Below are 13,467 nucleotides of genomic sequence, written 5' to 3' on the forward strand. Positions count from 1 at the left end.
GCTGTAGATCCCCACACCTCCCTGACTCGGCAGAAAGGCTTCAAGGTGGACGACTTTTACGCCGCCCGCAGCAGGACTATCCCGCCGCTACCGTGGTCGAATATTGCTCCGCCGTTCTCAACCAGGTGAGGCGGAGCGTGCGCCCATGCGGGATGCGCCAGGCGACCCGGTCGGCGAAGGCCATGCGGATGCCGGCAAGGATCGCAGCGTCCTCGCCTTCGAGGATCGCGTGCGCGCGCACTGCGGCATCGTGACGGAAGCGGGTCTCCTGGGTGTCGTAGCTGTCCGCATCGGAATCATCCGAGGGCGAGAACACGGCATCGATGATGAGGTCGGTGAGATCGTCCGGGCCAAGCGCGGCGGTCCGCGTCAGCGCAATGCGCGCGCAGTCGGGATCGCCCCAGGAGTCAGGGTCGTCTAGAATCGCGAAATCGGTCTCAAGATCGAGCCGCCGGTCGTGCTGGTCGGTGAGTTCGATCGTGATTGCGTCGGGGCGCAGAGTGACAGCATCGGCTTCGTCGGCGGGGATGCCGCCATCAAAGGTGTAGCGCTCACCGGTGCGCACGAAGGCCGGAAGGGCATCGTACCAGGGATAGCCGATGAAATTGGTGATCGGCTCGTAGAAGGCACGCGGCTCAGGGCCGCCCAGACGGTGCATCTCGCCGCCGCTCGAGCGCCGCAAGGCGCGGCCGAAGGTGACGGCATCGAAGGAGTCGGTATCATCGTAGATCGCCGCGCCCGGCTCGAGGTCGGCAAACCGCGGCACCTCGCGGTAGCTGTCGCGGGCGAGCGTCGGGTACCACAGCGGCAACTGCCGCGCCGCCTGCGGGAAATTGTCGTGATACAGGCTCGCCTCGAGCCAGTTCTCGAAGCTCAGGCGGTGGAACGGTTCCTCGCGGATGACCGAAAAGATCGCCTCGCGGCAGAGTGCCACGAGCCGGTCGAGCGCGGCGTTGCGGTAGATTTCCTTGCGGGCGGGCAGCACCAGGACGAGATCGGGCGCGTCGATCACATCGACCAGGACGGACCATTGGGCATGGTGGACTTCCTTCACGACCGGGAAGGCGTGTTTGAGGGTCACGCCGTGGAAGTTGAGCGTCGCCACGTGCGGCGAGTGCCGATCGCGGAAGACGCCAATCCTGAACCCCTCCCGCTCGATGACCTTGTGCGCGTCTGCGAGGAAATCGGCGCGGGCGAGGTCTTTGCCATTGTAGCTGACGGCAAGCGGCAGGAACCGGGCGGCTGCCTCGACGCAGCGTTCGAGCTTGCCGTCAGGCTGCGGATCGAACCGGAAGGCGATTGTCGTGCCGCGCGACCCGTCGAAGGGCAGCACATCTATGTCGGCCTCGCCGGTCCAGGCATCGCCCGTGATCGCGAGCGAGAACGCGCCGTCCGCGCTCCGCGAACTGACCACTGTGTCGAGGCCCGCGAGGCTGAAGAACCCCATGCCCGCCGGGTCCTCGCGCGTACGGCACTCCTCGGACCAGTCGGACTGGCCGAGTGAGAGGAGGTCAACAGGGTCGGCAATCCCGGCGCCGTCATCGCTCACCGTGATGAGGCAGGCATCGCCCATGTGCTCGGCGGTGACCGTGATGCGCGTTGCTCCCGCGCGGCGGGCATTCTGGAAGAGCTCGTTGAAGATGTCGTCGAGGGTCCCGTTGAAGATCCGGGTAACCTTCGAGATCGCCTTGGGGGAAACCCGGGCGCGCAGCTTGGTGATCATGGTCATGAGGGTAGTTCCTGGATGGACCGGCACGCTCCCGCAGATCGCAACGGATGCGCGGGCAGCGTGCCGGCAAGGCTGGTCAGGCGTCGACGGTCTCGCTGGCTTCGACGGCCTGCTCATCGGCAGGTTCGAGGTCGCCCGCATCGCTGTCCGGTTCGTGCGCAACCGGCGCTTCCTGATCTGGCTCGCTCGCCGCGAGCACCCGGAATCGCATGGCCTCGGGCACCCAGGCGAGCGCAGCTTCCTTTACCTCGGGAGCGACGATGGTCTCGCCCGCGAACAGCTTTTCGCAGGAAGCCGAGAGGTCGCCCTTCTTCGAGCCCATGAAGCTGGCCGCCATGGTCGGTCCGCCAACTTCGCTGACGTGGGCGAGCAGCGCCTGCTTGCTCACGCGATCGAAGTAATTGGCCGAAGTTGGCCGCCAGTGGCTGGCGACGTTGATCCCCATCAACGCGGCGAGGTGATCGTGCAGGTCGATCGGCTCGGGGCCGGACTGACCGGTCTTCTTGTCGATGCCCATGCTGGCTTCCAGTGTCTTTGCCATGCACCAGGCGAGCCAGCTTGCCTTGGCATCGTCGTCAAGCGCGCTGAACGCCGAGAACCGGTCGACCGTGCGGCGATGCTCGGTCCACGACAGGTCGAGCGTCTCGCGCATGTCGGCCATCAGCGTGTGCGCCGGGCTTTCAGGGTGGTTGGCGAGGTAGAGGGAGGGCGACGGCGCGCGGAGCGTAGTGCCGAGCGCCTGCGCACTGTAAAGCGCGCGGGAGTCGGCAATGGCAAAGATCAGATAATCGAGCGCGATTGCCGGGTTCGAGGCGAGGTTGATGGCGAGGATGTCGCGGCGCTGCACAGCGAGCTCCTCGACCAGCTTCTGCGACAACGGTTTGGGGGCCGGAGCGGCGCTACCGCCTTCCCCTGCTCCGCCTGCACCCTCGCCCGCGTCGGACCCGCGGGCCTTGCGCCGTTCGAGCGGCTTGTCGCTGTAGAGGCCGCTCGCGACGGTGGGCTGGCCGTCAGCGCCGATGATCACGAAGCAGCCGACATTCGCCTTCATCTCTTCTGGGATCATCGGGGGCTTGTCGTGGAGCGCATCGTAGGCGCTGCTTGCGGCATCCCAGCGTGCCTGGAACTCGGCGGCGGCGGCCTCGTCGTCCTCGTCGAGCGTCTCGCTTTCGGCTTCCAGCGCCGAGATCGTCTCAAGCAGCTTGTCAGCCTCGATCTGTTCGTCGTCGTTGAGCGGTGCCGGTTCGAGATGGACCTGGTGGAGGTCTTCGGTCGCGTTGTAGGTGACACGCGTCTCGAGGATCGGGCGCACCCAGGCATAGCCGGAGGTTTGGGCGACCTCGGCCGCATAGGCCTGGAGCTTTTCGCCGGCAATGCGCTGGGCGATCTCGGCATCGATCCAGGTCTCGCCGCCGTCCTCGGTGAAGAGGTCGCGTTCGATCTTGCCGCCGGCGGCGAGGTATTCCGCTTCGCTGGCGAGCTTTGCCATCGGCGAAGACGAGCGGATGGCGCTGTGCGTGACCATGCGGCGGATGGAATCGGGATTGTTGCCCTGCCAGCTATTCGACAGTTCATTCCAGACCATCATCTGGCGATCATGGTTGGGCGTCGTCGCATAGGCCTTGGCGACATCGAGCGTGATCTTGCCTTCCTCGAGCGCGGCGAAGATCGGGTCGGCGAGGTCAGCAAGCCGCAGGCGGCCTTCGATGAACCGGCGGGTGCGGCCAAACCGCTTGGCGATCGCGTCGAGGTCGCTGCCCTCGTTGACGAAGTGCTTGTAAGCACGGATCTCGTCGGTCGGGGTCATGTCGAGCCGGATGACGTTCTCGATCAGCGAGAGTTCGGACTGCTCGGCAGCATCGATGTCGAGGACACGGCAGGCGACAGGGTGGTCCTTGGGGAGCTTGCCTGCGCCGAGCAGAAAGTTGAGTGCGCGGAGGCGGCGGCCACCTGCGGTCACATCGAACATGCCCCGCTTCTTGGCGGGCACCACGATCAGGTTCTGGAGGAGGCCCTTGGCCTCGATATTGGCGGCCAGTTCCTCGATGAAGAGGTTGCTGTCATTCTTGCGGACGTTGGCTTCGGACAAGCGCAGCTTGCCGAGCGGGATCAACTCGATGTGGTTCATAGGGGTGCTCCTGAAAGCCGGACTTGGCCGAGCCCTTCGGCTCACACCTTCCAGCCCCCCTCCCCTCACGGTTTCAGGATTGCCCGAATTCCCGGGCACATGCCGCGCATGCCAAAACGACTTGCTCGGTTTCGTGAGGCATAAATGTTGAATTTATGCCTCACGGAGAGGCAGCATGGGCACCATCTGCAACCCATCTAACATCGTAATGGACATTTAACATTAGTGATGTTAAATAAGACGAGTGGTGTTAGAAAGGGTTCCTGAGGCGCGGTTGGAAGCGCTCGCGGAAGCTGCCGAAGCGTACGTCGAGGACGCGTTCGGACAGCGGCTTGCCCTCGTGCCCGCAGCACCCACCAATCTGCCGCACTTCATCCTCGATCGTTACGCGATTTGGCAAGGCTCGCTGGACGGCCGCGCGTTGCTGCTCATGGCCATCAGAGAAAACCTGCCGCCCGGATCTGGCGCAACGGCGCAGTACCTGAAGCACCGAGAGATGGTTCGCCACCAACTCGGGGCCGACCTGGTGCTCCTGCTGCTGGGCCGCGTACCGGGCGCGATCCGCCGCCAGATGATGGAGCGCAAGATCGGCTTCATCGCACCTGGCGCGCAGCTCTATGTCCCCGAAGTGTTCCTCGACCTGCGCGAGCGCGCGCCTGCTTTCGCGCTCGTTCACGCCGAGCAGATCAGCCCAACGACGCAATTCCTCCTGCTGGCGGTCATGCAGGGCCGCACCTTGGATGGCCTAAACCTCACCGAACTTGCGGACGAGCTGCATGTCTCGATCATGAGCATCAGCCGCACTCTGGATGAGCTCGAGGCGCTCCAATTGGCGAAGGCACACCATGTCGGTCGGCAGCGCCGTCTGCACATGGCTAGGCGCGGCCGGGAGCTTTGGGACACTGTGCAGGCACAGCTCCAGTCGCCGGTGCGCAAGGTTCGGGAGGTCTGCGCCCTGGATGGTGAAGTGATCGGCCCCCTTGCTGGGACAACCGCGCTTGCTCGCTACACCATGCTGGCTCCGCCGCGCCTCGAGACAAGGGCCATTCTGGCTGCCAGTTGGAAGAATCTGCAGGCGGCACAGTCCTTGCGGCCTGCCACCGCCTTCGATGACGTGCGCGTCGAGGTCCAGACATGGACCTACGATCCCCGAGTTCTCGCCAGCAATGGCGTTGTCGATCGCCTCTCGCTGTACCTCAGCGTCCGAGGCAGCCCGGACGAACGCGTTGCGCAAGCGGCAGAAGAACTGTTGGAGACATTTGCATGGTGATCGGGGTCGACCGCTTTCGGGCGCATTTTGCGGGCCACGAGCACCAATATGTGCTGATCGGCGGGGCCGCCTGCGAATTGATCATGGACGAAGTTGGGCTCGACTTTCGCGCTACCAAGGATCTCGATATCGTCCTGGTGGTCGAAGCACTGGACAGTGCTTTTGCGGCACGCTTCTGGGCTTTTGTCGAGGAGGGCGACTACGAAATCAGGCAGAGCAGCGAAGGCGCGAAGGTCCTTTATCGCTTCCAGAAGCCGAAGGCTGAAGGATATCCCGCCATGCTCGAGCTCTTCTCGCGCGCGCCCGAAGGCCTGAAACTGGGCGACGACGCCCACCTGACGCCGCTCGCCATCGATGAGGCCGCGGCCAGCCTATCCGCCATCCTCCTCGACGAGAGCTACTATGAGTTTCTCAAGTCGATGGTGCGCGAAGCCGGCGGCATCCCGGTTCTTGATGAGGCAGCGATCATTCCGTTCAAGGCCCGGGCATGGCTCGACCTTACCCGCCAACGCGCGGAAGGGGGCCAAGTCGATGAAAGGAACATCCGCAAGCACCGCAACGACGTCGCGCGGCTTCTGCAGTTGTTGAGCCAGGAGGCTCGATATGCCCTGCCCCCAGCCGTCGCGGAAGATATGCTCGCCTTTGTCGAGAATGCGGCGATCGAAGACGACTTCGACCCCAGACAATTCAAGGTGAACATGACGCGAGAGGGCGTCGCCGCAAGGCTGCGTGCAGCCTACCGGCTGTGATCTGAGGTTTTGCAGCCGCATTAGTGCGAGCTAAGGGCCTCGGAATAAACTCCATAGTGTCCACTTCCCCACGTGAAGACTAAGCCGCTGATGTTTGCTAGATTAGGTTGTTCGTGCTGATATTCGGCCACGAAATGGAACTGGTGACGGTTCTACGTCAATTTTGTGCTGGTCTCGAGATAATCTCGCGGACGGAGTAGTATTAGGGGGAATCGCTTGATCATCGAAATCGAGATCGCCGGCGAGGCGACCTATCCAGCTGGCGGCGAGAGGCTGACAGACCTGAAGAGGGTCAACTATCTGTTCGGCCACAACGGCTGCGGCAAGACGACGATCTCGCGCGCGATCCACGACTCGTCGATCTGCGCGGGCTACACCGTTAGTTGGCGCGACGGACGCGAGCTTGCGACGCTGGTCTTCAACCGAGATTTCGCTGATGCCAGCTTCGGTGACCAGATGCAGGGAATCTTTACGCTCGGCGAGGATTCGACCCGGGCGGCCGCCGAGATCGAGCGCCTTACGAGCGAGATCGCTGACCTTGATAACGACATGGTCAACCTGCGCCGGAATCTGGTCGGAGAGGACGGCACAGGCGGCCGTGAAAGCGAACTCGCGGCGGCGCGCACGGCACTGATCGAGGCGTGCTGGAAGTCGCAGGTCGAACACAAGGACGCGTTCATGGACGCCTTCACCGGCTTCCGTGGCAAGAAGGGCGACTTCTGCACAAAGCTGCTGGTCGAGGCAGACGGCAACACTTCTGAGTTGAAGACGCTGGACGCCCTGGTGGCAGAGGCGGCGACCGTCTTCCAGGATGCCGCGACGGCGGAGATTGCTATCGCCCCGATTTCCTTTGATCGCTTCGCGGGTCTGGAGGCTTCCCCGATCCTCACCCGCAGCATTGTGGGCCGTGACGACGTGGTCGTGGCCGCTCTCATCGGCCGCCTTGGCAACAGCGATTGGGTCAAGCAGGGCGTCGGATATCTAACCGAGGCCGATGGCCCATGCCCATTTTGCCAGCAGCCGACGCCTGCCGGATTGCTTGATGATCTAAACGCGTTCTTCGATAAGCAGTATGAGGCTGATCTCGCCTCGATCGACCTTCTCGCGGAGTCATACGAGCAGGCCGTTAATGCCGTCGTCGCCCGCATCGACGCCCTCGTTGCGGCGCCACATCGGTTTGTGGATGCGGCGGTCCTCGGCGAACGCTCCGCGGCGCTAAAGACTGCTTTCGAACTCAACATCGAACGCATCACGGCGAAACGGAAGGAGCCGAGTGGTGTGATCGAGCTCGACGCTACGACGGAGCTGACGGCTGCGATCACCGCTCTGGTCACGGCCGCCAATGAGGCGACCGAGCAGTACAACGCCACTATCCGCAACCTCGCGAGCGCAAAGTCGGCGCTAACCGCGCAGATCTGGAGGTTCGTCGTCGAGGAACGACGCACGGATCTCGACACCTACGAGACCACGGCCCGCAATCTTCAGCGCGCGATTGACGGAATGCGTGGCAGTATCGCCGACAAAACCACGCGCCGAGCGGACCTGAAACGTCAGCTCTCCGCGATTGAGCAGACGATCACCAGTGTCCGCCCGACAGTCGATTCCATCAATCGGATCCTCAGCCAATATGGCTTCTCGAACTTCCGCCTTGAGGTAGCTGGTGAGCGCAGCGACATGTATCGCATCGTGCGACTGGACGGGAGCGAGGCTGCGCACTCATTGAGCGAAGGTGAGCGTTCTTTCATCACCTTCCTCTACTTCTATCATCAACTAGCTGGCAGCACGTCGACCACAGGCACCGCAGTCGAGAAGATTGTGGTATTCGACGATCCCGTCTCGAGCCTAGACGCCGACGTACTGTTCGTGGTCAGTGCGCTGATCCGGAAGGTCGTATCCGACGTGCGGGAGAATGTAGGCAACGTCCGCCAGGTATTCGTGCTCACGCACAACATCTACTTTCACAAGGAGGTCAGTTTCGACCGAGAGCGCCGCGGCAGAGCGCGGTCGTTCGAGACCTTCTGGATCGTTCGGAAGCGCGAGAACGTGTCCTCGCTCACCCACTACGATTACAACCCGATCAAGACCTCTTACGAGCTGCTGTGGGATGAGGTGCGGAATCCGGAACGACCGAACCTCACAATCCAGAACACGATGCGCCGGATCGTCGAGAACTATCTGACCGTCCTGGGCGGGCTGAAGCAGGACGAGATCGTCGCACTTTTTGAGGGGCGCGACGCCCAAATTTGCGCCTCGCTATTCTCGTGGATTAACGACGGTTCGCACAGCTCGCATGACGATATCTACGTCGCCGTCGATGACAATGCCGTGCAAGGTTACCTGCGTGTGTTCAGAGAGGTATTCGAGCGCACAGGGCATGGAGCGCATTACCGGATGATGATGCGCATCAGCGAGGACGATCCGGAAGAAGGCGAAGTGGCTGCCGCACATGTGGGCGCAGTCGCGGCCCGTCCTGTTCCACTTGCCCCGCCGGCGCAAGCTCCCGAGCAGCCAGCAGCTGGATAGGCTATGGCCAGCCCGGTCTCGATCGATAGGGGGTGGTGGGAGCATCTCACCCCAACCCCGATGCACAAGCTGCGCGCAGCGGTCGAACGGCAGCTGCGCGCCTGGTGCGAGACCGACTATGGCAAGTTCTGGCTTAGCAGCGCGCGAGAGCCAGGTGGTGTCATTAGGATCAACGCTGGCGACGCTATCCCGGATTTCCACATGGTCGCGATGCGCAGTGGCTTGAAGTTCGTCGCGCCGCAAAAGCGCATGCGCGAGGGACACCGGAACGTGTCCATCGGCACGGACGACTATAGGTCCGGTAAGCCTCAACAAGCCGGCGAGTTGATACTATCACCGGTGATCCGCCTCGACCTCGTCAGCGACCCGGCGCTCATGGCTGCGGCGCGCAGGTTCGACATAAGCATGCCATCGGCGCACGTAACCGAACCGAGCATCCTGTTTTCGGCGCCTGCACACATCCTTATCAGGCCAAATGGCTGGCCAAAGAAGTCGTTCGTCCTCTACCAGCATATCTTCGGCGAGGGCAGTTCCTACCCCGTAGATGGTTACTTCTACGTCGGCATAACGACGCGGAGCTGGAAGACCCGCTGGGCCGAGCATCGACGCGCGATGCGCAAGGGCAGCAACTTGCTATTCCACCGCAAGCTGCGGGAGGAACTGGAGGCCGAACGGGTGACATACATCCACCACAAGGTAATGGCCGTCACGACCAACGTTGAGGCGCTTTACGAAGCGGAGGCAGCGCTGGTGCGCGGCCATTGGGAAGATACAAGACGGCTCAACATGATCCCAGGCGGTCGGGCAGGTTACCGATAGCTGCAGAGCGTTGGCTTGCCTGGTGGCTCAGCCCGGGACGGCAATGCCGACGATGATCGCCTCGGCGCCGTCCAGCGGCACGAACACCCGCGTCTTGTAGGCGATAATCTCGGTGAAGCAGCCCTTGGCCTTGAGCTCGGGAATGCGCGCGGCTTCGGCATCGACGATCTCGATCCTTCGGGAACCGTTCACGCGGGCTGTGCGGATCGTAAAATTGAGGGGATGCGGCGCCTTCCAAGTCCCGCCGCCGAGAATGGCGGCAGCAATCTTGGTCGGATCGGTCTGCGCCTTGCGGGCAACCCCAAGCTTCTCGAGGGTCGCATCGACGTAGAGGTCGTGGACATGACGGCCGAGCCAGGAGGCGCCGGACTTGTCGACGATGCGATTGACCGTAAGGTCTTCCTTGGGAAGCGCGCCCCAGATCGGCAGGAGCAGGCCCGTCGCGAGATAGACGGTCTCCGTGACCAGTTGGCTCTCGTCGGCGGCGTATTCCTCTTCCCACAGCGCGCTAAACCGGGACTTGGTGACGGGCTCCCAGGCGGACTCGTCGAGCCGGTCGGCGCGGAGGTACTCGCTGCGCAGCGGCCGCACGAGTTCGTAGCGGCGGATCATGTGACCTTCCTCGTCCATGTGCGAGGGCGCCGGAACCGCAAGCGCGACCTTGCCGGACTTGTCATTGCGCAGGAACAGCGGCTGTTCCTCATAGGATGCCATTTTGAGCACGCGCTCGAGCGAGAGGACCTTGCGCCGCTGGGTCAGCGACAGCTCAAGCAGGTGCGAGGTCGCGCCCGTCACAGGATCGGTCCGGATCACCGTGTCGGACAGCACCTCGCAGGCCTCGACCGGCACCGTCTCGACGCCGATATCGAAGGTGCCGGCTTCCTTGGCTGCCGAGACGCGGGTTTCGACAAGGGTCAGGAACTCGTCGAAGATGGCGTTCTGGACGGCGATCTTCATGGCGAGGATGCGGTTGAGCCAGCGCTGGATCGGCGGCAGATCCTCGCGCAGGACCCCGTCCTGATCGGTGAGTTCGAGCCCGCTCATCCGCTGGAACTCGGACAAGGTCGTGCTCTTGAGCTTGGCCGTCGCGAGCAGGCCGTACCAGTCGTGGAGCGCGTGCTTGGCGTAGATGCTCTCGAGGTTGTCGGACGCATCGAACATCCCCTGCCCGCCGGTCTGGCGCTGGCCGCGGGTCAGCGCGCCCAATGCATCGAGGCGCCGCGCGATGGTGCTGGTGAACCGGGCTTCGCCCTTGCAGTCGGTGGTAACCGGACGAAACAGTGGCGGGCAGGCCTGGTGGGTGCGGTGGGTGCGGCCCAACCCCTGGATCGCACGGTCCGCGCGCCATCCGGGCTCGAGCAGGAAGTGGACCCGGCGCTGCTGGTTCTTGGCATCGAGACTGGCGTGATAGCTGCGCCCCGTGCCGCCCGCATCCGAGAACACGAGGATGCGCTTGGCGCCGGTCATAAACGCAGTCGTCTCGGCAAGGTTGGTCCGGGGTGAGCGGCTTTCGAGGCGCTGTTGGCCCGATCCGTCACGGACGAGGCGTTTACTGCGCCCGGTGACTTCGGCCACCGCCGTCACGCCGTAGTGCTCGAGCAGGGCATCAAGCGCGGTCGGGATCGGCGGCATGGCGCAGATATGCTCGATCAGGTCGGCGCGTGCGGCCTCGGCCTGCGGGTTGTGGACCGGGTTGCCGGCCTCGTCCCACATCGGACGCGAGCGCACGTCGCCGAGTTCGTCCTTGTATTCCTCCATCTGCCGGGTCGGGAAGGCCCGGGTGAGGTAATCGACGACATATTCCTTGCAGTCATAGGCTATGTCGAGCGCCTCACGCTCAGCCGGTTCCAGTTGATCGAGCCGCCGGTTGAGGATGGATTCCGCCGTGCTCACCAGTTGGACCACCACGCTGTCCCCCTCGCCCAGGTGATCGTCGATCGCAGGATAGATCGAGGGCAGCTTCAGCGAGAGCAGCACCTGTCCGAAGAAGCGCTGCTTGGTTCCCTCGAACCGGCTGCGGGCGGCCGCCTTGGCGCCGCTGTTGAGGGTCTTGTTCTCGAGCCCATCGACGATGCCGGTGAGTTCGAGCGCGGCCTCGAGGTTCTGGTGAATGATCGTCCAGGCCTCGCAATAGGTATCGTAGACCGCGATCTGCTCAGACGTCAGGTCATGGCGTAGGATGTCGTACTCTACCCCTGCGAAGCTGAGCGCCCGGGCTAGGTAGAGCCCGGAGGCCTTGAGGTCGCGGGCCACCAATTCCATCGCGGCAATCCCGCCGTCGCGGATTTCGCTGATGAACTGCTCGCGGGTTGCGAACGCCGTGCCCGGCCCCCACAGGCCGAGCCGGACCGCATAGGCGAGGTTGTTGACGTCCGATGCGCCGGTTGCCGAGGCATAGAGCACGCGGGCGCGGGGCAAAGTGTTCTGGAGCAGCACGCCGGCGATGCCCTGAAGCGAGCCCTGTTTTTGCCCCAATGCCCCTTCCCCGCCGGCGACGCCGCCCATTTCGTGGGCCTCGTCGAAGACGATCACGCCTTCGAAGTCCTCGCCGACCCAGCGGACAATCTGGTCGAGCCGGGTATCTTCGACGCGTGAGCTGCGCAGCGTGCCATAGGGAACAAACAGGATGCCTTCGGGCGCGGTAATCTCCTCGCCGATCTTCCAGCGAGCAAGATCGAGAATATCAGACGGCAAGCCGCCGATCGCTGTCCAGTCGCGCTGCGCGTCTTCGAGCAGCGGCGCATTCTTCGAGATCCAGATGTGTCGGCGATTGCCCTTCAGCCACTGGTCAAGAATGCAGGCCGCAGCCTGCCTCCCCTTCCCTGCCCCGGTACCGTCGCCGAGGAAAAACCCGGTGCGGTAAAGTTTGCCGTCCGGGTCCTCCTTGAGCGAGACCTCGCCAGCAGGATGGCTGAAGCGGCCGTGGAGATCGCGGCTCCAGGCCTCGCCCGCATAAATCACGGTTTCGAGCTGGGCGGCGGATAGCAGCCGCGCCGTGACGGTGCGTTCGGGCAATGAGGGCACGTAGCTGGGTTTTGGCGCGGCGATCGACGCCATGGCGGCGGATTCGACGAGGTGGGTTGGATGTTCGCCAGCTTCCGCGATCACCACGCGTGAAGGCCGGTAATCGGCATAGACCCCGCGCTGCTCGCCCATCGCGGCAGGTTCGTCCAGCACTTCGTAGGCGACGGGGCGGACGTCGTTGGTCTGGGGAGCTCGCACGATCACGGGCCGGGCTGGACCGGTCTTCACCGAGCGGAACAGGCTGAGCTTGGGTCGGGGCGCTGCCGACGGCGTCGGGTCGCGCAATGGCGCCCGGAGTGGCACGGTTGGCAGCGCGGCGAAGAGTTCGCCGACCGAGCTGCGGTTGATGGTCGATAGGCCGATCTCTCCCGGCACCTTGTCGATCACCAGCACGCGAACGGCGATACCGGTGCCGTGCTTGGCATAACCGCCCTTGTCCAGACGGAGCGAGAGGACGACCCGCGCGCCTTCGAGGGTGCGCCGGAAGGTTTCTTCGTACTTGGCCGAGGGCGAGAACCAGTCGGGCATGATCGCAACGATCCGGCCACCCGGCAGCAAATGGTCGAGCGCGGCCCGCAGGTGCCTGGCGGCGGTGTTCTGATCTTCCCCGCGCGATTGCGACACCGAAAACGGCGGGTTCATCAGAACAACGCTCGGCCGTTCAGTTCCGGAGAGCAGTGCGCTGAGTTTAGCGCCATCGTGGCGGTAGACCTTCTTGCCCGGAAATACGGCCTCGAGCAGGTCGGCGCGGGTTGGCTCAAGTTCATTGAGGATCAGATCCCTGACCGAGCCCTTGGCAAGCGAAGCGATGATCCCGGTGCCTGCGCTCGGTTCGAGCAAAATGTCATCGCTCGAGAGCCGCGTCAGATGAACTGCAAGACGGGCCAGCGCCGGCGGCGTCGAGAACTGCTGGAATTGGATCTGGTCCTCGCTGCGTACCGTGTGGGTCGGCAGTTCGCGCGCCAGCGCCTCCAGCGTGTGGATCGCCGCGCCGACGTCCATGCGGCCGACAAGCTCGGGAATGACTAGGGAGAGTGCTACTTCCAGCGCTTCGAAACTGTCGCGCTGCTTCCAGGCACCTGCGGCGTCATTGCCGCCTGCACTCTCCGTCATGGCTTCGCCCAGAGCGGCGCGGTCGATCGGAACAGCGAGGAGCAGCTTGGCGGCAAGTGTGCGCGCAGCGCCGAGAATGGCGCTGGCGCGCGGAATCGTTGTGGTCATGCGG

The 13,467-nt window shown here is 63.7% G+C and carries 7 protein-coding genes; 4 read left to right on the forward strand and 3 right to left on the reverse strand.

Annotation, left to right across the window (positions count from 1 at the left end):
- Positions 1 to 76: 76 nt before the first annotated feature.
- Complete coding sequence (locus Q4610_RS18860) at positions 77 to 1,729, reverse strand: ATP-binding protein (protein ID WP_304537419.1); 1,653 nt, start codon at positions 1,727 to 1,729, stop codon at positions 77 to 79.
- 76 nt (positions 1,730 to 1,805) lie between these two features.
- The gene (locus Q4610_RS18865; RefSeq protein ID WP_304537420.1) at positions 1,806 to 3,857 is read right to left on the reverse strand and encodes a ParB/RepB/Spo0J family partition protein; all 2,052 of its coding nucleotides are present in this window, start codon (positions 3,855 to 3,857) and stop codon (positions 1,806 to 1,808) included.
- A 274-nt stretch (positions 3,858 to 4,131) separates the two neighbouring features.
- Here Q4610_RS18865 and Q4610_RS18870 point away from each other — a divergent pair, with 274 nt between their 5' ends.
- The 4 genes from Q4610_RS18870 (at position 4,132) to Q4610_RS18885 (ending at position 9,218) form a co-directional block, all read left to right on the forward strand.
- Complete coding sequence (locus tag Q4610_RS18870; protein ID WP_223806857.1) at positions 4,132 to 5,127, forward strand: helix-turn-helix domain-containing protein; 996 nt, start codon at positions 4,132 to 4,134, stop codon at positions 5,125 to 5,127.
- A complete protein-coding gene (locus Q4610_RS18875) occupies positions 5,121 to 5,876 on the forward strand; it encodes a hypothetical protein (RefSeq protein WP_292940248.1) in 756 nt (251 codons plus the stop codon). Before Q4610_RS18870 ends, Q4610_RS18875 begins: the two co-directional genes overlap by 7 nt.
- 216 nt (positions 5,877 to 6,092) lie before the next feature.
- Positions 6,093 to 8,399: an AAA family ATPase gene (locus Q4610_RS18880; RefSeq protein ID WP_292940251.1), complete on the forward strand. Its 2,307-nt coding sequence runs from the start codon at positions 6,093 to 6,095 to the stop codon at positions 8,397 to 8,399.
- Positions 8,400 to 8,402: 3 nt separating this feature from the next.
- Complete coding sequence (locus Q4610_RS18885) at positions 8,403 to 9,218, forward strand: GIY-YIG nuclease family protein (RefSeq protein WP_124811278.1); 816 nt, start codon at positions 8,403 to 8,405, stop codon at positions 9,216 to 9,218.
- 27 nt (positions 9,219 to 9,245) lie between these two features.
- Here the strand turns inward: Q4610_RS18885 and Q4610_RS18890 are convergent, their stop codons facing one another.
- Positions 9,246 to 13,463, reverse strand: a complete 4,218-nt coding sequence (locus tag Q4610_RS18890; RefSeq protein ID WP_304537421.1) for a strawberry notch family protein — start codon at positions 13,461 to 13,463, stop codon at positions 9,246 to 9,248.
- Positions 13,464 to 13,467: the final 4 nt, after the last annotated feature.

The sequence above is a fragment of the Sphingobium cyanobacteriorum genome (assembly GCF_030580935.1).
Lineage (GTDB): Bacteria > Pseudomonadota > Alphaproteobacteria > Sphingomonadales > Sphingomonadaceae > Sphingobium > Sphingobium cyanobacteriorum.

Excerpts from the sequence above, each read along its gene's own strand:
- Q4610_RS18860 (WP_304537419.1), bottom strand. The coding sequence starts at position 1,729 with ATGACCATGATCACCAAGCTGCGCGCCCGGGTTTCCCCCAAGGCGATC.
- Q4610_RS18865 (WP_304537420.1), bottom strand. The coding sequence starts at position 3,857 with ATGAACCACATCGAGTTGATCCCGCTCGGCAAGCTGCGCTTGTCCGAA.
- Q4610_RS18875 (WP_292940248.1), top strand. The coding sequence starts at position 5,121 with ATGGTGATCGGGGTCGACCGCTTTCGGGCGCATTTTGCGGGCCACGAG.
- Q4610_RS18885 (WP_124811278.1), top strand. The coding sequence starts at position 8,403 with ATGGCCAGCCCGGTCTCGATCGATAGGGGGTGGTGGGAGCATCTCACC.
- Q4610_RS18890 (WP_304537421.1), bottom strand. The coding sequence starts at position 13,463 with ATGACCACAACGATTCCGCGCGCCAGCGCCATTCTCGGCGCTGCGCGC.